Source organism: Dictyobacter sp. Z7_2 (assembly GCF_057551105.1).
On record NZ_BAAJPE010000001.1, the window covers coordinates 1482523 to 1507111 of the forward strand.

Sequence of the window (24589 nt, forward strand, 5' to 3'; positions counted from 1 at the left end):
TCCAACATAGGAGGAGAAATTGACGCAAAAGTCAGATGCCAGCGAGGATATACGTGTCCGTCGCACCCGCAAACTGCTCCAGCAGGCTTTCATCGAGCTCACAGCAGAGAAGGGATTTGCATCGCTGACAGTAGGCGACATTACCGAACGAGCTATGGTCAACCGATCAACCTTTTATCGCCATTACCTGGACAAATATGACCTGCTCGAACAATATCTGAACGAGATCTACGAGTTAACCGCCAGCCAGGATGCACCAGGTCCGCTTAACTTGCTGAAACATATCCAGCAACGTGCCGACTTCTACCGTGTGATGCTCGGTCCACAAGGAGATCCTCTCTTCACGCAACGCTTCCGCCAGAATACAGAAAAGCGCTTCCGCTCTGCTTCCGCCCAGCAGCCCACAATGCAAGGAACTGATGAGTCTCCTGTCGATCTGAGACTCAGTTGTCTTGCTTACGCTGGTCTTGGTGCCGTAGCCTGGTGGCTGGAGCAGGAACAGCCCTGTTCACCTGAGCAGCTCGCCGACTGGCTAGTCCAGATCAGCATTGCCATGGCTGGCCCCTCAATCAAACCCAAAAAATAAGTTTTGATGCACGTTTTTATCAGCAAGAAAAAGAAGATAAACATGTCAGATTCTATATATCTACACAACCTATCTGCAATTATGTATAGTTGGAGGACGGAAAAAAGTGATCGCGATCTACAATCGGCGGACATCATTGGAGAAGCTTCAGAGCCTTCATCCACAGGCCAGCATTTTTGACGTGACGTCACGCGGCGCTGAACCATGGGTACGCTTTAGTCCTTTTTATCCACATGAAGCCATCCCGGTGCCATTTTCGGAGGGCTGGATCAGTCACAGCGTGGAGGGCATCTGGCAGGGGCTGAAGGTGTTCGAGCAGGCCGATGTCGATACAAGGAAGTTTGGCATTACGACGATGAAAAGTATCAAGCGCTCAGTGCGATCAAATGGCAGGGTGCTTGGACATCGCAAGGGGGTGGCGGGGGAGCAATTACTATCTTATCTGGATGCACGCCATCTTATCTATCTGCCCAGCTATCGCTGGATACTTGAGCAGTATCTACAAGATCAACTTGCCGAGCTGAAGCAGATTGAGCACGATAAAATGATTATTTTGCTCGATTATGAGACGAATTGCGATATCAATGTGCTCACAAAGCCACTTTCGCATGCCGGGCTGATTAAATTGTATCTCGAAGGAAATTGGCCTCAATAAAGTTTTTATGCAGTAAAAACAAGCTGATCCACTACAAGCTTCATACACTCGTAATGGATCAGCATCTAAATTGTTCTTACGCGTCCGTCTACTCAAGCAACAGGATCGCTAAGCCTTGTGAAGGCCATTGATAGTTGGCTATGCCTGTACCAGACTCCACAATTGATTCGCCTGACCACTGACCTCGGCCCATTGCTGGATCACGGCTCCATTGGCGGTCGACTGTCCAGTCACATCGAGCACCAGGCCGCTGTAGCGATTGAGGATATAGTAGTATCCCCCACCGCCCGAGACAAGTTGCCATTCTTGATCGGTCTGGCCTGTGACATTGCTCCATTGCTGGATCGGGTTTCCGTTTGAGGTCGACCAGCTCGTGTCGTCGAGGACTAATCCACTATAGCGATTTTTGATATAGTAATAGCCTGTATCCGCAGGGACAAAGGTCCATTGCTGATCAGTCTGACCAGCGACTTTGCTCCACTGCTGCATGACAGTGCCGTTGGAGGTCGACCAGCTGGTATCATCGATGACGCTACCGCTGTTCTTGTTGGTGATGTAGTAGTAACTACCCACAACTGGTCCCGTCCCGGTAGACGTCGGCGTCGCGGTCGGCGCGGTGGCCGTTGGAGTGGTCGCGGTCGTGCTGCCGGACCATTTGAAGGTCACTGCTGCTCCCGCTGGCAGCGTGTAGGAGAAGGCTTCGTTGTTCCACTTGACCTGGAACGTATTACTACCCGAGCCGCCGTTGTACGCTACAAGCACTTTCGAGCCATCAGTATTCTTGAAGGCGACATCTTCAAGGTTGCCAGAGCCAAAGGAGTTTGAGTCGATACGCGAGGCTCCGGGAGTGACAAATTTGCTGGCCTGACCCAATCCATAATAATCCGAATTGTAGGTAACGTTACCGGTGCTCTGATCAATTGTGACTACTCCCCGACAGGTTGAGCAGGCATCCGGTGTATTGACATAAGGGCCGTTATTGGTATCGAGCGCCATGCTCCAACGGACCACACTCTTATTCCAGTTACGCGTCGAATTGATCAAGAGCTCGATAGTATTCTGGAAGCCGGTAGGCCAGTTCGCGCCGATCCAGGTTCCATCGGAGCACTCAGTCTCATAGATGTCTTTGCTCGGATACGAGTTATGAAAGGTCGTCATCGCGCTCGCATCGCCACCGTAACAGTGCCAGGCGGTACCCGGAGTGTAGCTATTGGCAGTCGAGTTGCTCATAATCGTAGTCGGATAACTGGGCACATCCCAGTTGTGATCCCAGCCCAGGATGCTGGTTGAGAGTCCATTTGCTGCCAGCGCCGGTCCCAGATTGTTGGCAATAAAAGTCGTCTCACTGCCAGCGGGGAAGCTCATGGTGGGCATGTTGTTCGTGTTGAGAGGTTCGTTCTGAGGAGAAAGGAAGGTAATCGGAATGCCCTGCGCCTGATACGCCTTGATGAAATCAACCAGATACTGGGCATAGACCGAGTAGTCGCTTGAATTGAGTGTGCCACCACTATTGATCGAATTATTCGATTTCATCCAGGCGGGAGCGGTCCATGGCGTGCCCATGACGCTGATATTGGGGTTGATCTGAAGCGCCTGCTTGAGAACCGGGATGATGTACGAGTTATCGTGCGCGATCGAAAATTTGGATAAGCTTGTGTCGGTTCCCGAGGAGAGATCGTCATAGGTATACTCGCTCAAGGACATATCCGAAGCGCCGATCGGCTGGCGCAGAAAATCGAGTCCGATGCCGCTGGAGGCGTTGAAAAGATTATTCATCAAGGTTGTGCGCTGTGCCGTACTCATCTTGTCATAGATAAGATAGGCCGCGGCGTCAGTCATCGAGGCACCAAAGCCGGTCATTTTCTGATAGGTGGTGCCTTCGTTCACGGTAATCGTGGTCGCATTCGAACTAACCGTGTTAGAAAAGGTCTGATTACCCTGGGAGGCGAGGAGATGGGCCTGATCAGGCGTGGTCAACCATACGGAGACGACTTCACCGCTGGCATGCGCACCGGTCATATTTTGGAAAATTGAGAAGACCAGTGCAATAATCAGGAGAGCACAGGCACATGCATAAATACCAATGCGAGATTTCAATCTCTGAGTCATATATCCTCCTTGATATGTTTACGAAAAGCTTCAAACTTCTTAAGATGATGCAATCCACGACATCTTTTCCCTACCATAGGGAAGTTCTCAGCACGCCCCTTTCCCGGATGTCGGTTCAACGGGACATCCATTTGTTAAGTTGTCTAGATAACCACCATCACAAAGAAACCATTAAGTACGCTTCTCAGCTGGCTCATAATGATGGGAAAGTAGATGATACGCGACAGGATATTTTCCCTTATCCAACGCGCTCCTTCGATACAGGGAAAAGAGTCTCAGGCGAAGGGACGTCTTTGCCACCTCCGACAGTCTCAATAAAATCCTCCAGACAGAGAATAGCCGATCCAATACTCACGCCATCCCTTCCCAGAGTGCTCAAGCTCATCGTTGCAATCTCCAGTGCGGGCGAGATAGCGTAACGTTTGACGACTTGATGTAATGCGGGAAAGATGAAATCTCCTAATTGCAGCCCCAACCATCCCCCGATAGTGATGCGTTGCGGATTAAAGAGGTTGATCAGATTGGCGATACCAACACCCAGATATTGGAGTGTATCGTTGATAACTTGCGTGGCAACGGGATCGCCAGCGCGAGCCATCTCGATCAGAGCCAGGAGCGTGCCGATCTCATTGCGATCGCTACCGGATAGCAATGGATGCTGTGCATCGATTTCACTGAGATGATATAAGATTCCTGGCGCACCTATGTAGGCTTCCAGGCAGCCTTGATGTCCACAACGACAGCTACGCCCGTCCAGAGCCACAATCGTATGACCCCATTCGCCAGCGCTATTTGTCGCCCCTCGATAGAGCTTCCCTTCATAGAAAATACCGATACCGACACCGGTACCAAGATGGACTGCAGCCATCGTCTCGCGTGGAAGCCCGGGATTCAGACGCATCTCAGCAATTGCCATGGCCTTCGCCCCATTTTCGATATACAAGGGAAATGAAAAATACTGTTGCAACATTGACTTCAAAGGCACCGGTTCCCAGTTCCAGGCGGGAGCGGAGACCAATTCCTTCTCCGTATGTTCTACGATGCCAGGTAAGCCCAGTCCCAGACCTAAGATCTTCTCCGCCGAAATTTGAGTTTCCTGTAATAAGAATTTCACGCCGTCAACGACGTAACGGATCACTTGAGCCGGATGGTTATCTTCTAACGGCAAGGGATAGCGTACTGATTGAAGCTTCTGCAATGTGATATCAAAAAGCTCAACGGCCACATCCGTCTCCCCGATCTCGCCACCCAGAAAGTAGCCATACTCGCGATTCAGCGTCAGTACCGTCCGCCGCCGTCCGCCCTGGGACGCCTCAAATCCTGATTCCTGGATAATGCCTTCCGCTAACAGTTCCGCGACCACGTTTGTCACGGTTCCAGTACTCAGACCCGAGCGCTGACTCAACTCAAGCCGACTAATGACCCCATCAGAGAACATCGCTTGCAGGACCGTACGACGGTTCATCCGCCTGAGATCACGCGCGGTGAGATTAAGCCCCATAGAGGTAAAGATTCCTCTCCAACCATTGATTCAATCTACGCAACAACTTTATTTAAGAGTTATTTTAACTACTCTCTAAAAACAAGTATAATCATAGACATGTGTCATGTCAATCCTTTACATCTCAAATAGTATGATTCGGGATGCACAGACATCAGCAAAGAGAGAAGAGTAGCTCTCCATGAAAGGCTGCGGGGGTTCAATTGAGCAGGTCAGTATACTCATTTTATCAAGGTGGGTGTAGAAGTTTCCAGGCTCTCACCCTGGACCTTGCTTTTTCGCGTTGAAGCTGTTTGTTCAGCCCAGAGTGCCTCATTGAGCATGGCTAGCGCTTCGATAATGTCCGCTCGTTTTTCTGAGGGTAGACGTTCGTAGAGGTTGTGGTATTTTCCAGCGCTTGCTTCCAGTACTTGATCTTGAATGGCACGTCCAGCATCAGTCAAAGTAATATGAATTTCCCGGCGATTGTCTTGATTGATAGTACGGACAATCCATTCAAGATTAACCAATTGCGTCACCAGACGGCTAGCGGTACTTTTATCCAGATTGAGTTGCATAGCCAGAGCTTGCAGCGTCATTTTTTCGTTTTTCGTGAGCACCTGGAGCACATGAGCTTGTGAAGGCGAGATGGGATAATTACAAGGCGTGACATCCTGGGCCAGTAGTCCAAAGCGGCGCGTAAATTCTTGAATTTGTTGCTGCAATAATTTTTCCTGGATAGTCACGAGCGAGTACTCTCCCTTTCCCGATGAGTATAGTATTTAGCATAGTATACCATATGATTGTTGTTCTATTCAACAATTCATCATACAAAAGATGCGATTCAGTAGCGTCGCACGCTCGCGTGCGATGTCCCTGTGACTCGTACGAGCCAACAGGATCTCGGCGCGCCACGCTGGGGCCTGATCGTACGTCGAGTGGGACATCGCACGCGAGCGTGCGACGCTACTGATTTAAGACGCTACTGATTTAATAGGTAGGCATCTGAGGATCAATTTCCTGTGCCCAACGCAAAATCCCTCCATCCAGGCTGCGCACGTGCGGGAAGCCAGCCTCTTTTAAGAGCTTCATGGCTTTGGCGGAACGTACACCGCTGCGACAATAGACAACTATATCTTCATCCTGACGAAGTTTGTGTAAGTGAGCGGGAAGCGTATGCTGCGGAATAAGCTGAGCAGCGGGTAAATGACAGATATCCCACTCATGAGCTTCGCGGACATCGAGCAAAGTGATTGGTTGTCCGAGCTGCATGGCTTGCTGGAGAGCCTGCGGCGTAATGTTTTCATGCAGAGAAGGGGGTTCAGAAGGCGTATCGATCTGACAAAAAGCGTCATAATCGATCAGCGTGGTGATACTGGGATGAGCGCTACAGACAGGACAGGTAGAGCTCTTCTGAATTTTCATTTCGCTGAAACGCATCTGAAGTGCATCGAAAAAGAGCAGGCGTCCCGCCATTGATTTTCCCTGTCCAAGCACGAGCTTGATGGCTTCGGTTGCCTGAAGTAATCCCACGATACCTGGGAGAATACCCAGTACTCCTCCTTCAGCACACGAGGGCATGAGTCCGGGTGGAGGAGGCTCAGGATAAAGACAGCGATAACAAGGGCCATCCGGCAAGCCAAAGAGAGCAATCTGGCCTTCAAAGCGGAAGATTGAGCCATAGATGTTCGGTTTGTGCAGCAAGACACATGCATCATTGGTGAGATAGCGCGTTTGAAAATTATCAGTACCATCAATGATGATGTCGTAAGGGGAGAGAATCTCTAGCGCGTTTTCCGCACAAAGATGCGTCTCATACGTGTCAATCTGGATAAAAGGGTTCAGTTTCGTCAGGCGATCACGCGCTGCCTGCGATTTTTTCTGTCCCACCATGTCAGTGGAATAAAGAATCTGCCGCTGCAAGTTACTCTCATCGACCACATCGCTATCGATCAGGCCCAGACGGCCAACACCGGCTGCCGCCAGGTAGAGAGCCAGGGAAGAGCCCAGTCCTCCCAGGCCGATTAAAAGCATGCTCGCTCGCTTTAATTTTAATTGGCCTGCCATACCAACCTCCGGCAGGAGGAGATGGCGACTGTATCGAGCAATTTCGCTCGTGCTCATGCTCATCTGTATTAAGCTATCCATGATTATCTGGAGTACTCCTTATCGCGCTATATACAGCGGAATAGCAAAATCACAGCATACAAAATGAGATACATGTATCATGTTCCAAACTGTCTCAACAGAAAAGATGCAATCTATGAGAGATGGATAACTGAAAGTAAGCACTTTCAATCAGGGTGAGCAGGATGCGGGTGTGAGGAAGGGATCACCCCCCAGCGATAGCGGGGATAATTTGTACTTCGTCGTGATCCTTCAAAGGCGTTGATAGTGCCTGGAGATCGCGAATCGATTGACCGTTCACAAAGACAGCTATGTAAGGATTAATCTGGCCTTTTTGATCATATAAACGCGCACTGAGTCCTGGACAGCGATGCTCCAGTTGCTCAAAGAGCTGCATAATAGTCTCACCTGTCGATTGCAACATCGGTTGACCGTCGGTTAATTCACGCATTGAGCTCGGTATGAGTATGTTAATCATAAGGATCTCCCTTCCTGATAATCAAGCATCACTACTCGCATAAGCATGGCAATTAATGAGTATATAACAATGAAAACAAGCATTACTGTATGGAAAACGGCTTATTGGCTTGGAACAAGGGAAATAGGTAATTTCATACCTGCCTTATACTGTCCAGGTAAGTGGCTGGCGAATTCAAATCCACGCATATCCATACCTGTACTGTAACGCATTACATCACTATGAGTAAAAGTAAAATCGAGCGTTTTTGTCTCTCCACTGGCAATAGAGCGTACGCTCGCGAGAGCAAGAGTATACAGATGTTCCTCAGGCGTCTGCTGAGTATGACTGGGAGGAGGCATAATGAGAAATTCACTACTCGTTTTCCCTTTATTGGTCACGGTGAATCTATAGGCCGTATTGACATCAAATGTATCCAGTGAAGACTGGATGGCTTTCCCGGTCAGCGTGATAGTTACATCCTGATACGAGGGCGATTGGCCGATACAAGCAGTTAAGCCAATCAAGCCAAACAGCATCAGAACAATACTCCACCTCAACAAATGTAGCTGCTTCACTTGCATAAACCTCTCCTTAGTTTAGCGAGAGCAAGGCTATTTTATGCTTCTACACATCTATAAAAGACAAAATGCTACTAGATATATTGACATATAATAACTGACACAAATGCGAGGGGTTAGTTTTTGGGATCGCTTAGTATTTCTACTTAGGACTGTATCCTAATGGTCAAAGATTTATACCTGGAAGTGTACTCTAGTTTTTTGTGAAAATCAATAGTTTATTGGTATGTTTATCTATTACCTGTGTAATCAGTACAAATGGTAGTGCTCATTTTTCCTTACTTTAGGAGAGAAAGCTGAAATAGAAATCTATAGATTATACTCTGGATCTTTATTTCTCTCCCCAAACAATTGCATGACGCAACTATTGATTTTTGCAACAATCATATGGTACAATAAAAAAAGCGTTGCTGTACCAAACAGGTATGAACTGACCTGGCATGGAAATTTCGTAAGATATTCTGGCTTCAAGAAAGGCTGTATTTCATGATGGCGCTCTCAGAAAGGGTAGTTGCTCATCCATGTTTGCGCTCCGATCTGATTATCGAGAAGCAGCAAGACGGGGATACCCTTCGCTACCTGATCAAGGATCCCGCGCTCGAACGCTACTGGCAATGCGGAGCGTCGTTATATGCACTCCTCTGCCTCTGCGATGGACAGCATACGACAAACGATCTGCTAGTGCAGTACGCTCAGGAGACACACATTGCTTTGCGTCCGGAGCAGTTGGAGGCAGCGCTACATCGCTTCGCCAGACAGGGCTTTTTTCAGAGCAGTATAGAGATAACTACCGATCCTGGAGCCAGCAAGATTTCTCGCCTTGCAGATCTGATCGCGCCAAAGCGTTTTACCAGACGCTGGCGGCTTTTCCCGACGGAACCTCTCTTGAAACCACTCACAAATTCCGCATCCTGGTTATTTTCGCCGTTGGCTCTGGCCGGATATTGTCTGCTAGGACTGCTGGCAAGCTGGATGCTGTGGCAGGGTGGATGGAATCAAGGGGTCATGATGGAGGTCATGCAACTCTATGCAGAAGTTTCTCTGGTCACCTGGGGACAATTTTTGCTGATGCTTTTCTTTACCATGATTCTACATGAAACAGCTCATGGACTGACGCTCCAGCATTTCGGACGCCAGCCTGGCTATTTTGGCGTGGCCGTTTGCCCCTGGGCAGGCATTTTTTGCTATGTCGAGATCGGCGAGGTATGGCGTTTAAGTTCCCGCTGGGCACGGGTCGCAGTCAGTCTGGCTGGCCCACTGGCCTCTTTTTTATGCGGCTCACTGGGAACAATCCTGTGGCAAGTGCTTCCCCCAGGAGATGCCCTGAAGCCATGGGCGGCCGCATTGATGGTGGCTGGTATACTCACCGCACTCTATAATCTGTTTCCAATTTTCCGCACAGATGGCTACTTTGCTTTCTCTGATTGGTTACGTATTCCCAATCTTGATCGCAAAGCCTATCAGTATCTCTGGCACACATTCTCTCGCCTGTTCTCGGGCAGACCACCAGAGCAGTCAGCATGGCATCAACAGTTTATTCTGGCCACGTACGGCGCATTAAATGTCTTGCTCACACTCTGGATCTGTTTTGTGGCAGGCGAATTTCTTTTTAAAGTTGTCGTTTTTGTTCTGTCTCGATTTTTCTGAGGCAGCAGTTATGAACACTCAAGGAGGTGTTTTATGCATCCAACGAATGAGCGCACAGTAGATGTGCATGAGGAGTCTTCACGTTTCGATACGACCAGCGCGAAGGATTTTACCTTTGATCTGGAAGAGCTCGATGGCAATCGCGCCATGATGCTCGTCAGCCCCAGTTTACTTGCAGTAGTCTCTCCGGCATGTGCCAGCTGCACGTCCCAGGCATAGAGACGACCGCATCGTTTGAACGTTTCTTGAAAAGCTTAAAGCATATAAACGCTGTTGCGTTTATATGTGAAACAAGTACCTTGCTGTAAAGACTGATAGTGGGAGGGAGATGCCCGGTCATGCTCTCGTGTCAGGCATCTCCTCTGCATATGTGCAAGTAAGGAGTATCCATTACATTGATACATGCATATGGGGCAGACGTTGAAAAAAAATTGCCAGATCTAACTGCTTTTGAATACCAACTCTATGAGCGACAGCTATCTCTACCAGGTTTTAATGCTAAGAGTCAGGCGCGTCTCAAAAATACTTCTGTTTTGATATCACGTGCAGGTGGCCTGGGTGGAACGGTAGCACTGGAACTGGCACGCGCTGGGATTGGTCGCCTGGTGCTCGCCCATGATGGAATCGTGGAACCTGAAAATTTGAATCGGATGCTACTCACATTTCGCCAGGATATCGGCCGTCCCAGAGTAGAAGCATTCCGTGACATGCTCCAACGTGTCAATCCCGACGTTGACGTTATCATTGAAACTGAAAACATTGATGCCTCAAACTCTGCGCGTCTGGTAAACGAGGCAGATATTGTGGTGGACGCGTCACCTGCTTTTGAAGAACGCTATCAGATGAATCTGGAGGCGGTACAACAAAAGAAGCCACTTATTATGGCGGCGATGTTCGGCCTCGAATGCTACCTTACGACAATCTTTCCCGGCCAGACACCATGCCTGGCGTGCCTGTATCCCAAGCCCCCCTCCTCCTGGCAGATCAAGGGATTCCCTGTGATCATTCCAAGCGCGGCATTTGTCGGCACGTTGGCAACGATGGAGGTTATTAAGATAGTCACCGATTGCGGCCAACTCCTGACAAATCAGCTTTTTTATGGCGACCTCACAACCAATACGTTTCGCAAGATGCAGATCACACGTCGCAGCGATTGCTCAGTCTGTAGCCATCTTGTCGCAACACCCCGGCAGGGAGTCGAATAGACATGAGAGATCTTTCTTTGGTCGATATCAGTTCCTTCGAACTTGAGCGCTATGCACGTCAAATCCGCATTCCCGGCTTTGGCCTACAAGGACAGCAACTCCTGAAGCAGAAGCGCGTTCTGATATCAAGAGTGGGAGGCGTTGGTGGTACGGTAGCTATGCGCCTGGCTCACGCCGGGATTGGTCAACTTGTGCTTGCTCACGGCGGATCAATCGTTCCAGAATATCTCAATCGCTGGCCATTGATCATGCAAGCCGACATCGGCCGTCCCTGTATGGATGTTTTTCTCGAACGGCTACAAGCTATGAATTCTGAGCTCAAGTTGACCGGCCTGGCGGATAATATCAATGAACGCAATGTCGTTGCTCTGGTGGAGCAGGCAGACCTGATTGTGGATGCGGCACCACTTTTTGAGGAACGCTATTTGCTAAATCGAGAGGCGATTCGCCAGAATAAACCGCTCGTCATGGCTGCCATGTACAGCACCGAGGGATATGTCACGACAATTATTCCTGGTGAAACCCCCTGTCTGGCTTGTATCTATCCCGAAAAACCGAGTAACTGGAACTCGATCCAGGCTTTTCCCGTCTTTGGTCCCTGCTCGGATATGATCGGTGCCGTTGCCGCCATGGAGGCGATCAAGATCGCCAGCAACTTTGGAACTCCCTTAAAAGATGTGCTCTGGTTTCTTGACCTCCAAAATAATATGACACGCCATCTTCAAATTAAACGTCGCTTCGATTGTCCCGTTTGTAGTGAACGCTAATGTGCTGAATATCAAAGAGGCAAGACGCTTTTTGTCGCAGGAGGATACGATCATGTGGGAAGAATCGAGTCTCATGTATCGCTTAAAACAGGTGTTCGTGGTTTTTCTCTACATCGGTCTGATAGGTTTTGGCGGGGGACTCGGTTCGTTGAGCCTGATGAGAGAAACTTGCGTCTACCGACGGAAGTTTCTAACGTTAGCATCGTTCAAAGATGGTCTTGTTCTGGCAAATATGTTGCCTGGCGCAATGGCAATGCAGATGGCTGTCTACATTGGTTATGTCTATATCGGCCCGCTAGGCGGTTTGCTCAGTGGACTCTGCTTTCTCCTACCGGGCTTTCTCCTCATGCTCGCTCTCTCATGGGCTTACTTTCAGTATGGAATTTCCACCACACTCGCAACCGGTTTTCTCTGGGTTTCTCCAGTAATTATTGCGATTATCTTGAATACACTCTTCGATATCAGCAAAGATGCGCGCAAGAGCGTCATTGGCTGGATCATCGCGCTCGCGGCCTTTTTACTGATGCAGGCCGCTATCTTTCCCTATGAATTTAACTTAGTCATCATTATCCTGGGTGCAGGCTCTCTCGGGATCATTCTCTATGGGAAGCAGACTCCACTCCCTCCAGCACCAGCAGTCAAGCCTTCCACGCCATCAGTCACATTGCACAGCATGTTTCTTCCTCTCCTACTCCCTCTCCAAATATTGTTTGATGGTTTTTCAAGTGCCATGCTGCTGTTCGTGGAATTTTTAAAGATTGGCTTTTTAATCTTTGGATGTGGCTTCATTATGATTCCTTTCTTACAACAGGAGTTGGTTAATGGTCTGCACTGGCTCAGCATTCAACAACTTCTCGATGGTGTGGCTTTGGGACAGCTTACTCCCGGACCGTTTTTATTGATTGCGACTTTTGTTGGCTATCGTCAGGCAGCTTTCCCCGGAGCCTTCCTGGCGACCGCAGGCGTATTTATTCCTTCGTTTCTCTTGATGTCGACGCTGACCCCCATCCTGATCAAGTATCGGCACTCGCCAAAGGTGCATGGATTTTTGAAGGGCGTAACACCCGCCGTCATTGGTCTGCTAATTGCCACAACACTTATGCTTGGACAGACAGCCATCACCGACATATGGACCTTCTCTATCGCGGCGATAAGTCTGATTCTATTACTTCAGTCACGCTGGAAAATTCATCCCGCGTTTTTAATTCTCAGCGCCCTTGGCCTGGGAATGCTGCACTTCTTTCTGTTCTTGCATAGCTAGCAAGCGCAAAAAGACTCTATTCCAGTCGAAACTATGTATCAGGCAGAAAATAACTACTCCCCATAACATAGGAGTAGTTATTGATGAAAAAAGGCACGATACCAACCAGGGATTTGAGCGCGGCTAGCTATTCGCGATCCGCAACGATCGAGCCAACGCGTTCGCCAAGATCAGGATCTCGACGCGTCAGGATAAACGCGTAGATGAGCCCTACCAGGACCACGCCCAGGCTGATCCAGGGAAAGAGATTAAATGGGATTGGCTGTCCAGGCTCAACCAGTCCCCACAGCGGGAAGCCGATGGCGATGATGCCCAGCACGGGCAAGATGAGATGCTTGACGAGCGAAAACTGGTCGGGATGATAACGCCGATAGTAAAATGGCAAGGCAATATTTGTCACCAGATAGGTCAGAGCAATCAAGATCGTCCCCAGCGTACTGATCTCGCCAAAGAATGTCACAGGGAGCACCGTCCAGCCGAAGATATAGACAATCCCCAGGCTGATCACAAAGAAGAGCAAGAAGCTCACCCATGGAGTGTGTGTCCGAGGAGTCAGGCGGGCTAAGATGGCTGGCAACATCCCTTCGCGAGCCGCGTTAAAGATCAGGCGAGCCTGTGAGTTTGAACCTGCAATCATGGCACTCATGGTCGAGGTGAAGCCCGCGATGTACGCCAGGATGGCCAGGATAGCCGAGATCTTCTCTGCCGCAGTCACAAACGGTACCTCGGCAGACGTCAGGGCATCAACATTGTAATTAAAAGCCACAACGATGGCGTAAGTAAAGAGGATATAGCTCAGAGCCATCAGCAGCACACTGGCAAAGATAGCACGCGGCACGTTGCGCCGAGGATCGCTCGTCTCCTCAGCCAGTGAAGCCGAGTTCTCCCAGCCGACAAACATATAGACAGCGATCGGAAAGCCCAGGCCAAGTCCCTGCAATCCGCCCTTCATATTCACCGGATTAAAAGGAGCCAGCGACAGATGCGTGATGTTCGTCGCCAGGATGATGATTGAGACAAGCAGCAGGACAGCAAATTCGAGCACAAAGAAGTAGCCCGCCCAACGCGTTGACAGATGCACTCCTCGGACCATCAATAAAAAGACCAGGATTACAAAGAGCAAGGACAACAACTGCCACGGGATATCGATCCCGACATAACGCTGAAAAATAATTTGTGTCCAACCGCCCGAGATCACGACCACCGAAGACATCGCCACAATGTACCCGATGCCAATCACGATCGTCGTGGTGACAGCCATCACTGGACCAAACGTCTTGCCAATGAAGGTAATAAAGGAACCAGTTGAAGGAATTGAGCGCGAAAATTCGGCCAGCGTATTCCCCAGCAGAGCAATCGCCAGCGCCGCCAGCACGATAGTAAGCGGCGAAGCGATACCAGCAGCGGACACGATCAGTGCCGAGCTGAAAAAAAAGCTCATAGCTGGAGCAATATTAGCCATCGTCGAGGTAGCGATATCGACCAGCTTCAATACTCCCTGCTCAAGGCGTATGGAGCCATCCGAAACAGTCTTCTTTTCGTCATCCGAGGGGATAGGGAAGAATTTCTCATGCGTATCCATGCCACTCCTCGTTTCTGCTTATCCTGCATCTCATCCAGAACAAGCGCCGACTACAAAACAAATAAAATCCCTCTTACCGACCTGACACATCTCAATTAAGACGATGCATTTTCAATCACGTGCCGACAATACCAGTACAGTACATCATGATCTATTGCAAAATAGTATAAATCAATAGTGCCACAAGAGCTCATCCTTATGCAAATAATTCCAGAAATATCCAATCATGCAGCCTGGAATGCAGTAAAAATGCTTGCAGCACTGCTATATCTGACATAAAAACAATTCAAATCATCCTTTTATCAATGCATATGCGCTTTTATACTTTTTTTATATAAAATAATATGCTCAAGACCTTATATTTTTATTTATCCGTTTTTATCTTGACAAACAAAACTATGATGCGTTACTTTATCAGCATACAAAATGATTATTCTTAGTAGTCCGATAACTTCGTTCTACTAATCTAGTACTTCACGGTTGGAGCATAACTACAATGGACGACATCACATTATTAAAAAAAATCGATGAAACTTGTTCCAGCGTAGGACTGGAGACCTATCTCGATGGATTAATCTGGCCTCTATCACTACCTGGCGTGAAAGCTCGCATATCTACCACCCAGAGCCCTATCACAAATATGGTTGGGATGGCTACGTTCACTGAGGCAAATGTAGATGACGGAATTCAGAATGTGATTGCACGATATCGACAGGAGGGAAAGGTATTTGGGTGGTTGGTGGGACCAACGAGTCAGCCCACCGATCTAGGAAACCATCTTGTCTCCGCAGGATTCACCCACGTCAAAGAGCAAGCTATGTGGGGGATGGTATTGCGTGATTTAAATATTCCGATAGCAGTTAATCCGGAAATTCGCATAGAGCAGGTAACGCCCGCTGATTGGGATGCAAATGTTTCTATGGTAGTACGCGCATACGGATCCACTATCACAGAAGAGGTCGCCAGTCTCTTAGGCTCCTTACATAGGGCTCTTGGAGCACAGATCAAAATCTATTTTGCCTACGCACCAGAGCGCAATGAGCCAATTGCATTTTCTCTCTCCCTCCTGGATAACGATAAAAGTGTGATCACATTGGGGGGAGCCGCTACCATTGCAGATCATCGAGGAAAAGGTATCTACTCCACCATGGTAGCAAAGCGGTTAGAAGATGCACGCTCCCTGGGAGCGACAAGCGCCATCATCCATGCAGTCAAGACAACATCTGCACCTATATGTGCCAAATTGGGATTTGAGATTGTCTGCCCAATCGATCTTTACGCTTATTTATTCAAAGAAGCATAAAAGTCACATGCAGCTGTCATCAGAAAAGTAACCATTGAAAAGACATCTGAGTCCCTCAACGGATCAAATACATACAAAAATAAAGTCCTTGCGTGACGATATTGTCGGGCAAGGACTTTATTTTTTCTATTGACGCTAACTAACCGCTTATGTCAGTTAAAGTTACACACGAGTTCTGGAGCCAGAGATCGCACGCAGGATGGCGATGAAGACACAGGCACCGATAAAGGCAACAATGATCTCACCGATCATGCCAGAAGCGCCAAGTCCAAGCAAGCTGGCCAGGAAGCCACCCACTAATGCACCAACCAGTCCAACGACGATGTCACCGACAATACCGTAACCGCCGCCACGCATCACCAGGCTGGCCAGAGCACCAGCGATCAGACCAACGATCAACCACCAGACGATATCACCAAGAGTCAAAGCGCCGAGAGCAAGTGTTGTTGTAGCTAACATAATGATTATCTCCTTTAAGTATCGAAAAACTATTATATCAATTTGGTTAATGATTATCTCAATTTGGAGAAGTTTGTTGTTTTCTCCGTTCTGAGTAGTATACGATTCTAATAATGAAGAGAGATACAGAATTGGCAGGGGCTGCAAAAACCTTAATTGTTCTCTAAAGGAGCTTTAATTTTTCTAAGCTAAAGAGGTCGAAAGCTTATTTTTTCCTGAGGCTGAGTTTAACTATAAAGAAATATTAGACCGGTACTTATCTTACAGAAAATCCCAATGGATATACCGCTCGTATGGATATATCCATTGAGAAAGCAATCATTGCCTGATTTTACTTACGAGAGGGAGATCCGAGCGACAACCGCCGTAATATTATCGGGTCCGCCGTGCTCGTTCGCGAGGACGATGAGCTTGCCGACACATTCTTCGGGGGTCGATTGGATAACGGTAGTGAGTATCTCTTGCTCGGAGACCTCCCATGATAGTCCATCGGTACAGAGGACGAGAGTATCGCCATCGAAGACCTGTTCGGTGAATATATCGACTTCGACTTCGGGTTTGGTGCCGATACAGCGCGTAATCACGTTGCGCTTTGGATGGGTTAAGACTTCCTCAGGCGTGATTTTTCCAGCGCTCAGTTGCTCCGCGACGAACGAATGGTCCCGCGAGATCTGCTTGATGGTTGCCTGATGGACGATGTATGCTCGACTATCGCCGACATTAGCTATATAAGCGTTATCATTATGAAGCACGGCCGCGATACAGGTTGTCCCCATAGACTCATGGGTATCATCTTTGCTTGTCTGGTAATCATACAAGATGGTGTTAGCTTGCTTGACGGCGTTGCGTAGAGCAGTCTCGATAGGGTTGGTTAGATCGGCATAATAGAGTTTTTTGACTTCATTGACGACCATATTGCTGGCGACTTCACCTTTACTATGCCCGCCCATACCGTCGGCAACGATGAATAAGGCTCCGCGTTGCTGCATCACCTGGGGATCTGCGGGAAGCTCTGAGATCATCGTATCTTCGTTATTGGCGCGCTTGAGGCCGATATCGGTCTGTGATCCAAAGTCGAGATGGAGGATAGGAGAGACCATGATTGACTCCTTTTCTAGTCCCATAAACATTTTTATTGTCTGCATACATGATCGATAGTTTTCAATACACGTTGTTATCAATAGATCTGAGAGGACAATACTCCACATATGTAGCAGGCCAGGCTTGCCCGCTTGTTTCATCGTAGCGTGAGCATAATCACGAAAGGTGCAGATCATCTCCCGCTGATAGGTGCGCCGAAAATCTTTCGGATAGAGCAGAAGTAAGCTGCTATACAGACGCTCAGAGATGCTCAGTAGCCATGAGTTTGGATGTGTCTCCAACTTAAAAACCTCCTACGATCTCTGGACCACCCAGCAGTTTCTTGCTCTGTGCAACTGAGACAAGTTGTGCCAGACGCGCTGCCTCAGCACGCACGACACGTTGCCCAAAACCAGTCAGCCGATAATAGCGACGACGTTCGTTATCCAGGGTCGCATCTGAACGCTCACCAGCAGCCTCGATCAAACCATCGGCCAGCATACGCTTGATCGAGCCATACAACGTCCCGGGTCCCATATGCACCTTCCCATCGGTGCGCTGCTCAATCTCCTGCATGATGCCATAGCCATGCCGCTCCTGATCAGAGAGCGCCAGCAGGATGTGAAAGACCGCCGGTGTTAATGGGAGCAATGTATCTGGATTACGTTCTGTCTGTGCCATAGCTTCTCCCTCTATACAATCGAACTCCGTATATCCGCTACGGATATATCTGCTGTGGATATATTAACCGAAAATTAGGTGCTTGTCAAGGCTTGTGAAAGGTCTGCTTCACAACTCTTTTGAGATCATTTTCACAAAAGAGCGATTGACAGCGGCGAGCGTGGGACAGCCAGCCAGCTTCATGGCGCGTTCCAGTTCGCCCTGCAAGATCTCCAGGACCTGCTGGACGCCATCAGCGCCAGCGACGGCCAATCCCCAGAGAGCGGGACGCCCGATCAGTACGGCGCGAGCACCCAGAGCCAGAGCTTTGAGGATATCGGTACCACGACGAATACCGCCGTCCAGATAGACTTCGCAGCGACCATCCACGGCTGCGACGATCTCCGGCAGCGCCTCGATGCTGGTGACGACACCATCCAGCTGGCGGCCTCCATGGTTGGAGACGATGATGCCTGCGATGCCATGATCGAGTGCCAGCAGGGCGTCTTCGGCGGTCAGGATGCCTTTGAGCAGGATCGGCAAGGATGTAATGGAGCGTAGCCACGCAACTGTCTTCCAGGTTACGGAGATCCGATCCTGACTATCCACGGCGAGGCCGGCAAAATTAGCTTCCATCATGGGAAAGATCGGAAGGGGCTGATTATGTCGCTTACTGCTCTCGCGGTTCCCCAGGACAGGAACATCGACGGTCAATACAATGGCTCGATAACCTGAAGCTTCAGCGCGTCGTACCAGTCCCAGTGCGATGTCAAGCGACTGATAAATGTACAGTTGGAACCAGAGAGGATTACTGCTGGTTTGAGCAATCTCTTCGAGCGAGCGTGTCGACTTGGTACTGGCGATCAACAGAGAGCCAGCGGCGGCGGCTCCCCGAGCAGTGGCGCACTCCCCTTCCGGATGTGCAAGACAATGCAAGGAGGTGGGAGCAATCAGCACAGGCAGCCGTATAGGTAAGCCCAGGACAGTGGTCTCGGTGGTGCATTGAGAGACATCGACCAGCACGCGTGGACGCAAGCGAATCTGTGTGAAATCATCCCGATTGGCTCGCAGAGTGACCTCATCATCACTGCCATTTGCATAAAAGTCCCAATGGATTGGATCCATGCGCTCCCTGGCCAGCAGTTCGTAATCAAAAAGATTGATTGCCTCCATCACGCTCCTCCGTCTGAAGTGAGATATTTCGTAACAATTATCTATGGACAATTGGATTATACAAAATCCAACGACACAAAAAGGAACCTATCAGCCCGGACTCTTCGTCGTTCGCATCCCCGGCTCCATGATGGTATACTACAATCCAGGTTTCTTCCAGGTTTCTGGAAGTCTATACAAAAGGAGAAAAAGAACTTGGTCGCTAATACAGAAGCGGAAAAAGAGGGCTTACGACGAGCGAATCAAGCGACAGCACAGCTCTTACAAAACCTCGCAACACTGGCTCGTCCAGGGGTGACAACAAGTGAGCTGAATGACTACGCGATGGACTACATCGCGCAACTGGGGGCAACACCTGTCTTTGCAACAGAAGAGGGGTTCCCAGGCTGTATCAACACTTCGGTAAATGATGTCGCGGTTCATGGAGTACCGGGCAAGCAGAAATTGAAGATAGGCGATGTGTTGAGTATTGATGCAGGAATGCTTTTGGATGGCTATGCTGGCGATTCGACGATCACCGTTGCGGTTGGGAAAGTCGCTCCAAAACATCAGTATCTCATCGAGACAACACGCGAGGCCATGATGGCAGGTATCCAGGCAGCGCGCCCTGGAAATCGCATCGGCGACATTGGATACGCCATTCAGCGCGTAGCTCGATCGCGAGGTTTCGACGTTGTGCGTGAGTATATCGGACACGGCTTAGGTCATGTCATGCACGAGGGGCCAGATGTGCCAAGTGTTGGTCGTCCCGGAACTGGTCCTGTGATTCCAGAGGGGCTCGTAATCACCATTGAACCGATCCTGGTCGAGCAATCGGCACGCATGAGAGTCGATCCAGATGGATGGAGCGTCCGCACGAGAGACGGTGGATGGGCAGCGCAGTTTGAACATACTGTGATCGTCACACGACATGGAGCAGAGATTTTGAGTAGCCTCTAAGACAGGCCCCACTTCTTGATAAAGTGGGGTCTGTACAATTACAATCATAAAAGAGCTGCAATTTTATTGGGGGTAAGAGATAAAGACGCTCTTGATCTCGCTGAACTCCTCAACCGCTTTACGTCCCAACTCGCGATGACCGTTGCCACTTGTCTTCATGCCTCCAAACGGCATATGGATCTCTGATTCAGTTGACGCGTTATTGAACATAATTAGCCCCGTTTCGATATCGCGGATAGCCCGAAAAGTCAGGCGAGCATCGTTGGTAAAGATCGAGGTTGAGAGTCCATATTCGGTGTCGTTGGCGATCTGGATCGCCTCCTCGTACGTGGAGACGGGCAGAATCGAGATAAATGGTCCAAAGATCTCTTCGCGAGCGATCTTCATTGTCGGAGCGACATCGGTAAAAATCGTGGGTTGATAGAAAGCACCTTCCTGAAACGCTCCCGTATCGAGTGCTCTGCCGCCAGTTACCAGAGTCGCTCCTTCATCCAGACCACTCTCGGTATAGTTGTGAACCGCCTTGATACGTCCCTGATTGACGAGTGGCCCCATCTGCACATCAGCATCGAGTCCATCGCCGACACGCAGACGCTCCGCCGCCGCCACCAGACGTTCTGTGAGCTCTGATAGAACCGACTTCTGTACGATCACACGACTGGTGGCTGTGCAACGCTGTCCAGCGGTACCAAAGGCTCCCCCGACGATACTGTTCACAGCAACATCAAGATTCGCATCATCCAGCACGATCGCCGCATTCTTACCACCCAATTCAAGCGTACAACGGCGCAGATCATAGCCACAGACCTCCGCCACATGACGCCCAACCTCGGTTGATCCAGTCAGAGAGATCATATTGATGCCTTTATGTCTGATCAAGGCTTCGCCAAGCGAGCCACCTGGACCGGTGATGACATTAAAGACTCCCGCCGGTAGACCTGCCTCGCCTAGCAACTCGGCCAACTTCAATGTGATCAAGGGAGTGTCGCTGGCTGGCTTGAGGACGATAGCGTTGCCTGCCAGCAAGGCAGGAAAGGTTTTCCAGGCGGGAATGGCCAGCGGGATATTCCAGGGGGTGATGATGCCAACAACTCCGTGCGGATGACGTACGGTCAGGTCAAAGCGATCAGGCAGAGCCGAAGGGATCGTCTCGCCTTCCGCACGACGTCCCTCGCCAGCCATAAAGCGGGCCACATCGATAGCACGTTGAACGTCCCCATGAGTCTCTTTCAGCGTCTTGCCCATCTCACGCGTCATGATATACGCAAACTCATCTTCATGCTCGGCTAAAAGCTGAGCCGAACGCATCAGGACCTCGGCACGCGCTGGCGCTGGCGTATTGGCCCAGCCACGTTGAGCTTTGCGTGCCACCGCGACCGCTCGATCGAGATCGGCCACCGTCGACTTCTGGAAGAGACCCACAACCTCTTGCGTATGCGCCGGATTGATACTGGTAAACGTCTCGTTGCTGGCGGACTCGCACCATTGACCATCAATAAAGTTTTTAAACACGGGATGTTGCAACGTTGATGCCTGTACAGTCGGCGACAATGGTAATGACATAATACTCCTCTTACTACGGATCTCTCGGGGTTTTTTTAACACAGGTGCATGCTGTTTACAGCCATATTTGTAGCCATCGATGGCACATCTGCCGTCCAGCGTGCTTCGCTCATGTACTTCCAACCGCCGTCGGCAAGGATGATGAGAATTTTGCCACGATCCATCATATCAGCAACGCGCAGAGCTACTTCCAGCGCCGCACCGCTCGATGGTCCAGCGAAGATCCCTTCCTGCGCTTTGAGCTGTCGAGTACGTCGCCAGGCATCCTGGCTGGAGACAAGAACGCGGTCGTCAAGCACGGAGAAGTCAAGCACGGGTGGCACGAATCCCTCGGAGAGATTGCGCAATCCCTGGATACTGTCGCCCGCCATCGGTTCCGCTCCAATCACACGAATATTGGCATTGTACTCTTTCAAACGCCGACCGGTGCCCGTCAGTGTACCACCAGTACCAAGCCCAGCTATAAAAACGTTCACATCTGGGATATCTTTAATAATCTCCTGACCGGTCGTTTCGTAGTGAGCGGATGCATTTGCCTCATTGCCATATTGATACAACATCACATAGCGCTTATCCTGCGCGGCCACTTCCTGAGCCAGACGAATGGCTCCATTACTGCCTGCGGCACCCGGAGAAACGATCAACTCGGCACCGTAGAGCTGGAGCATTTTACGCTTATCCTCGGTCCCCTTATCGGAGATGACGGCGGTAAAGGGATATCCCTTCATACGTGCCACCAATGCCAGCGAGACGCCTGTATTGCCGCTGGTCGGCTCCATCAGGATGCTATCGACCCTCATCAGATGCTGGCGCTCAGCGTTTTCAATCATCTTGCGGGCGATGCGGTCTTTAATGCTTCCAGTTGGATTGACACCTTCCAGTTTGGCAAAAATCTCAATATTGGGACGAGAGCTGAAACTCTTAAGTTTGACAACGGGCGTATGGCCGATGGTTCCCAGGATATTCTCAAATTGCATGATTCTTCTCCTCTTATTTACTTACATTGTTATGCTTTATATTCAGATGAAAATTTTATTGCTATGTCTCTTTAATACAAGATAATTTCTTCACCCGTTTACGTTACGATCAATTTGCTCGGTCGAAACGTGCCTATATGCAATACATGTATCAGGAAAAGCTCGCCATGAGCTCGTTGCCAACAGTTTGTACTTCAGAGACCATCGCGTGGATATCCTCGTCGGTCGTCATATAATTCACGAGGCAGGCACGCATGGCCTCTCTGCCCAGCAGACGTGTGCTGGTCAAGAAAATATTGCCGCGTTGCTGTATCTCATGCACCAGAGCGCGATTGAATTGATCGATCCGTTTGGGAGTGCTCTGCTGCAACCCGGCAGGCAGATAGCGGAAACGCACAATACTCAGAGGTCCTTTGGCCACAACCTCTAGCTCAGGGGTGTCCTCGATCAGACTCTCCAGCAGGCGAGCCTGGCAGCGATTAGATGCAATGGCCGCAGCCAGGCCAGCACGGCCAGCCGAAGATACCACCATCCAGGCTTCCAGAGCACGAAAGCGACGTGTGCGCTGCAATGTATACTCCGACATCCAGGGATCATCATCTTCGATGGGAGGCTGCGTCAGACTAAATGCTTCACGCAGTATGGTGCCGCGCCGCACCATGGCGCATCCACAATCGATGGGGATCGAGAGCCATTTATGCTGATCGGTGGCCAGTGAGTCGACACGCTCGATACCTTTATAGAGAGGAGCGGCTTGCTCATCCAGGATACCAAAGGCTCCGTAGGCACCATCGACATGGAGCCAGAGACCTTCTTCAGCGCACAGATCAGCCAGTTCATCCAGCGGATCAATCGCGCCCGTTTCGACGGTGCCCGCAGTAGCGGCAACGCAGAAGGGACGATATCCGGCTTCACGGTCCTGGCGGATGCGAGCACGCAGCTGAGCGACATCCATCTGGAAGGTAGGCGTCGTGGGAATGATATGAATGGAGTTTGTGCCTAAGCCCATCGCCTCGACAGCTTTGCGAATACAAAAGTGTCCATGATCCGATTGATAGAGGACCAGCGGCACATGTGACCCTTGCACGCCTTCGGTCCTGACATTCCAACCATCGACCTGAGTCGCCCATTGACGAGCCGCCTGCAAACAGGTGAAGTTAGCTTCCGAGCCACCGCTGACAAAAACACCCGCACTGCCTTCGACCGGGAAACCACACAGTTGCATCATCCACTGCACAGTACGCCGTTCTAACGCCTGTCCAGCATGATCGCCGATCCCGCAATTGGCATTCAGAGCGGCGGCCAGCGGCTTGATGATCACGCCAGCGTGCGCGGGCGCGGAATTAATCCAGCCCGCAAAACGCGGATGACCATTTCCTTGCGGATAGGGAAGAATCATCTCCTGAATAAAAGCAAATAACTGCTCAAATGATTGACCTTGTTCAGGCATCTGCTGATCGCTTATCGCTTGCTTGACATTTTGAGGCATCGGCTGCCAGACGGGTCGCTCACGGATACCACTCAGATAAGAAGCAACTGTGTCCATAACCCGATAGCCATAGCTTTTCAATGTCGCTTCGTCAAACGAGAGGCTCTGTGACTGGCCTACAGTTGAATAAACATCATCAGCAACGACGGATATGCTTGTGTCTCTTTTATGCATCATATCCTGTTTCAATTGTTCTAGCCGTCAGAAAGCGACGGCGCAAGTTGTTTGTAAATTTTTCCATGAGGAGGTGGTTCGGATCGGACAATCTGCTCCTGGGATCATCGATATTAGAGATCGATCCCAGCCAGTATTGTCCCCTGGAGGATGAGACAACCTGTAAGCTGCATGTCTTCACTAAATACGTAACTCATGTGGGGGAGCAAGGAGTTAAAGAGTGGTCAAGATTGATTCATCGCCATACCGTCTGGAGTTACGAGTACAGCCGCGAGAGCCAATAGAAGAGTTTTAAATGAGTAACCATCAGTAATT

Annotated in this window: 23 protein-coding genes; 9 read left to right on the top strand and 14 right to left on the bottom strand. The window is 49.8% G+C overall.

The window, feature by feature from the left end; all coding sequences use genetic code 11:
* Positions 1-19: 19 nt before the first annotated feature.
* Both AC27N8_RS05710 and AC27N8_RS05715 read left to right on the top strand, forming a co-directional pair.
* Entirely contained in the window at positions 20-586 is a 567-nt protein-coding gene (locus AC27N8_RS05710; protein ID WP_487064836.1) for a TetR/AcrR family transcriptional regulator, read from the top strand.
* Positions 587-692: 106 nt separating this feature from the next.
* Positions 693-1241, top strand: coding sequence for a DUF6939 family protein (locus AC27N8_RS05715; protein ID WP_487064838.1), 549 nt, complete (start codon positions 693-695; stop codon positions 1239-1241).
* Between the two features lie 138 nt (positions 1242-1379).
* Here AC27N8_RS05715 and AC27N8_RS05720 read toward each other — a convergent pair whose 3' ends face one another.
* The 6 genes from AC27N8_RS05720 to AC27N8_RS05745 form a co-directional block, all read right to left on the bottom strand.
* A complete protein-coding gene (locus tag AC27N8_RS05720; RefSeq protein WP_487064840.1) occupies positions 1380-3350 on the bottom strand; it encodes an RICIN domain-containing protein in 1971 nt (656 codons plus the stop codon).
* Positions 3351-3588: 238 nt separating this feature from the next.
* Positions 3589-4851, bottom strand: coding sequence for an ROK family transcriptional regulator (locus AC27N8_RS05725; RefSeq protein ID WP_487064842.1), 1263 nt, complete (start codon positions 4849-4851; stop codon positions 3589-3591).
* 221 nt (positions 4852-5072) lie between these two features.
* A complete protein-coding gene (locus AC27N8_RS05730) occupies positions 5073-5576 on the bottom strand; it encodes a MarR family winged helix-turn-helix transcriptional regulator (protein ID WP_487064844.1) in 504 nt (167 codons plus the stop codon).
* A 244-nt stretch (positions 5577-5820) separates the two neighbouring features.
* Entirely contained in the window at positions 5821-6978 is a 1158-nt protein-coding gene (gene moeB / locus AC27N8_RS05735; protein WP_487064846.1) for a molybdopterin-synthase adenylyltransferase MoeB, read from the bottom strand.
* Positions 6979-7162: 184 nt separating this feature from the next.
* Entirely contained in the window at positions 7163-7435 is a 273-nt protein-coding gene (locus AC27N8_RS05740; protein WP_487064848.1) for a MoaD/ThiS family protein, read from the bottom strand.
* 101 nt (positions 7436-7536) lie between these two features.
* Positions 7537-7998 (bottom strand): hypothetical protein, encoded by a 462-nt coding sequence (locus AC27N8_RS05745; protein WP_487064850.1) that lies wholly within the window; start codon positions 7996-7998, stop codon positions 7537-7539.
* A gap of 483 nt (positions 7999-8481) precedes the next feature.
* Between AC27N8_RS05745 and AC27N8_RS05750 the strand changes: the two genes are divergently transcribed.
* The 5 genes from AC27N8_RS05750 (at position 8482) to chrA (ending at position 12875) form a co-directional block, all read left to right on the top strand.
* Entirely contained in the window at positions 8482-9642 is a 1161-nt protein-coding gene (locus AC27N8_RS05750; protein ID WP_487064852.1) for a hypothetical protein, read from the top strand.
* A gap of 33 nt (positions 9643-9675) precedes the next feature.
* Positions 9676-9861 (top strand): hypothetical protein, encoded by a 186-nt coding sequence (locus tag AC27N8_RS05755; RefSeq protein WP_487064854.1) that lies wholly within the window; start codon positions 9676-9678, stop codon positions 9859-9861.
* A 176-nt stretch (positions 9862-10037) separates the two neighbouring features.
* A complete protein-coding gene (locus tag AC27N8_RS05760) occupies positions 10038-10847 on the top strand; it encodes a HesA/MoeB/ThiF family protein (protein ID WP_487064856.1) in 810 nt (269 codons plus the stop codon).
* Between the two features lie 2 nt (positions 10848-10849).
* Positions 10850-11614 carry a HesA/MoeB/ThiF family protein gene (locus AC27N8_RS05765; RefSeq protein WP_487064858.1) on the top strand — a complete coding sequence of 255 codons (765 nt, stop codon included), beginning with the start codon at positions 10850-10852 and terminating at the stop codon, positions 11612-11614.
* Positions 11615-11666: 52 nt separating this feature from the next.
* Positions 11667-12875, top strand: a complete 1209-nt coding sequence (gene chrA, locus AC27N8_RS05770; protein ID WP_487064860.1) for a chromate efflux transporter — start codon at positions 11667-11669, stop codon at positions 12873-12875.
* A gap of 127 nt (positions 12876-13002) precedes the next feature.
* On the opposite strand, the gene AC27N8_RS05775 is transcribed toward chrA, so the two are convergent.
* Positions 13003-14457, bottom strand: a complete 1455-nt coding sequence (locus AC27N8_RS05775; RefSeq protein WP_487064862.1) for an APC family permease — start codon at positions 14455-14457, stop codon at positions 13003-13005.
* A 496-nt stretch (positions 14458-14953) separates the two neighbouring features.
* On the opposite strand from AC27N8_RS05775, the gene AC27N8_RS05780 reads away from it, so the two are divergent.
* The gene (locus AC27N8_RS05780; protein ID WP_487064864.1) at positions 14954-15760 is read left to right on the top strand and encodes a GNAT family N-acetyltransferase; all 807 of its coding nucleotides are present in this window, start codon (positions 14954-14956) and stop codon (positions 15758-15760) included.
* 162 nt (positions 15761-15922) lie between these two features.
* Here the strand turns inward: AC27N8_RS05780 and AC27N8_RS05785 are convergent, their stop codons facing one another.
* From AC27N8_RS05785 to AC27N8_RS05800, 4 genes are all read right to left on the bottom strand, one after another.
* Positions 15923-16219, bottom strand: a complete 297-nt coding sequence (locus tag AC27N8_RS05785) for a GlsB/YeaQ/YmgE family stress response membrane protein (protein WP_487064866.1) — start codon at positions 16217-16219, stop codon at positions 15923-15925.
* Positions 16220-16554: 335 nt separating this feature from the next.
* Entirely contained in the window at positions 16555-17601 is a 1047-nt protein-coding gene (locus AC27N8_RS05790; protein WP_487064868.1) for a Stp1/IreP family PP2C-type Ser/Thr phosphatase, read from the bottom strand.
* A 1-nt stretch (position 17602) separates the two neighbouring features.
* Positions 17603-17980 carry a PadR family transcriptional regulator gene (locus tag AC27N8_RS05795; protein WP_487064870.1) on the bottom strand — a complete coding sequence of 126 codons (378 nt, stop codon included), beginning with the start codon at positions 17978-17980 and terminating at the stop codon, positions 17603-17605.
* Positions 17981-18088: 108 nt separating this feature from the next.
* Positions 18089-19132, bottom strand: a complete 1044-nt coding sequence (locus AC27N8_RS05800; RefSeq protein WP_487064872.1) for an alpha-hydroxy acid oxidase — start codon at positions 19130-19132, stop codon at positions 18089-18091.
* A 195-nt stretch (positions 19133-19327) separates the two neighbouring features.
* Here AC27N8_RS05800 and map point away from each other — a divergent pair, with 195 nt between their 5' ends.
* Positions 19328-20071 (top strand): type I methionyl aminopeptidase, encoded by a 744-nt coding sequence (gene map / locus AC27N8_RS05805; protein ID WP_487064874.1) that lies wholly within the window; start codon positions 19328-19330, stop codon positions 20069-20071.
* Between the two features lie 63 nt (positions 20072-20134).
* Here map and AC27N8_RS05810 read toward each other — a convergent pair whose 3' ends face one another.
* The 3 genes from AC27N8_RS05810 to AC27N8_RS05820 all read right to left on the bottom strand — a co-directional run bounded on the left by AC27N8_RS05810 (position 20135) and on the right by AC27N8_RS05820 (position 24277).
* Positions 20135-21634: an aldehyde dehydrogenase family protein gene (locus AC27N8_RS05810; RefSeq protein ID WP_487064876.1), complete on the bottom strand. Its 1500-nt coding sequence runs from the start codon at positions 21632-21634 to the stop codon at positions 20135-20137.
* Positions 21635-21669: 35 nt separating this feature from the next.
* A complete protein-coding gene (locus AC27N8_RS05815; RefSeq protein ID WP_487064878.1) occupies positions 21670-22611 on the bottom strand; it encodes a PLP-dependent cysteine synthase family protein in 942 nt (313 codons plus the stop codon).
* Positions 22612-22762: 151 nt separating this feature from the next.
* Positions 22763-24277: a pyridoxal phosphate-dependent decarboxylase family protein gene (locus AC27N8_RS05820; protein WP_487064880.1), complete on the bottom strand. Its 1515-nt coding sequence runs from the start codon at positions 24275-24277 to the stop codon at positions 22763-22765.
* Positions 24278-24589: the final 312 nt, after the last annotated feature.

Coding starts and splice junctions, on each gene's coding strand:
- AC27N8_RS05780 (WP_487064864.1), top strand. CDS start 14,954: ATGGACGACATCACATTATTAAAAAAAATCGATGAAACTTGTTCCAGC.
- chrA (WP_487064860.1), top strand. CDS start 11,667: ATGTGGGAAGAATCGAGTCTCATGTATCGCTTAAAACAGGTGTTCGTG.
- AC27N8_RS05815 (WP_487064878.1), bottom strand. CDS start 22,611: ATGCAATTTGAGAATATCCTGGGAACCATCGGCCATACGCCCGTTGTC.
- AC27N8_RS05820 (WP_487064880.1), bottom strand. CDS start 24,277: ATGATGCATAAAAGAGACACAAGCATATCCGTCGTTGCTGATGATGTT.
- AC27N8_RS05795 (WP_487064870.1), bottom strand. CDS start 17,980: ATGGCACAGACAGAACGTAATCCAGATACATTGCTCCCATTAACACCG.
- AC27N8_RS05745 (WP_487064850.1), bottom strand. CDS start 7,998: ATGCAAGTGAAGCAGCTACATTTGTTGAGGTGGAGTATTGTTCTGATG.
- AC27N8_RS05755 (WP_487064854.1), top strand. CDS start 9,676: ATGCATCCAACGAATGAGCGCACAGTAGATGTGCATGAGGAGTCTTCA.
- AC27N8_RS05765 (WP_487064858.1), top strand. CDS start 10,850: ATGAGAGATCTTTCTTTGGTCGATATCAGTTCCTTCGAACTTGAGCGC.
- AC27N8_RS05800 (WP_487064872.1), bottom strand. CDS start 19,132: ATGGAGGCAATCAATCTTTTTGATTACGAACTGCTGGCCAGGGAGCGC.
- AC27N8_RS05775 (WP_487064862.1), bottom strand. CDS start 14,457: ATGGATACGCATGAGAAATTCTTCCCTATCCCCTCGGATGACGAAAAG.
- moeB (WP_487064846.1), bottom strand. CDS start 6,978: ATGGATAGCTTAATACAGATGAGCATGAGCACGAGCGAAATTGCTCGA.
- AC27N8_RS05725 (WP_487064842.1), bottom strand. CDS start 4,851: ATGGGGCTTAATCTCACCGCGCGTGATCTCAGGCGGATGAACCGTCGT.
- AC27N8_RS05785 (WP_487064866.1), bottom strand. CDS start 16,219: ATGTTAGCTACAACAACACTTGCTCTCGGCGCTTTGACTCTTGGTGAT.
- AC27N8_RS05720 (WP_487064840.1), bottom strand. CDS start 3,350: ATGACTCAGAGATTGAAATCTCGCATTGGTATTTATGCATGTGCCTGT.
- AC27N8_RS05810 (WP_487064876.1), bottom strand. CDS start 21,634: ATGTCATTACCATTGTCGCCGACTGTACAGGCATCAACGTTGCAACAT.
- AC27N8_RS05750 (WP_487064852.1), top strand. CDS start 8,482: ATGATGGCGCTCTCAGAAAGGGTAGTTGCTCATCCATGTTTGCGCTCC.
- AC27N8_RS05740 (WP_487064848.1), bottom strand. CDS start 7,435: ATGATTAACATACTCATACCGAGCTCAATGCGTGAATTAACCGACGGT.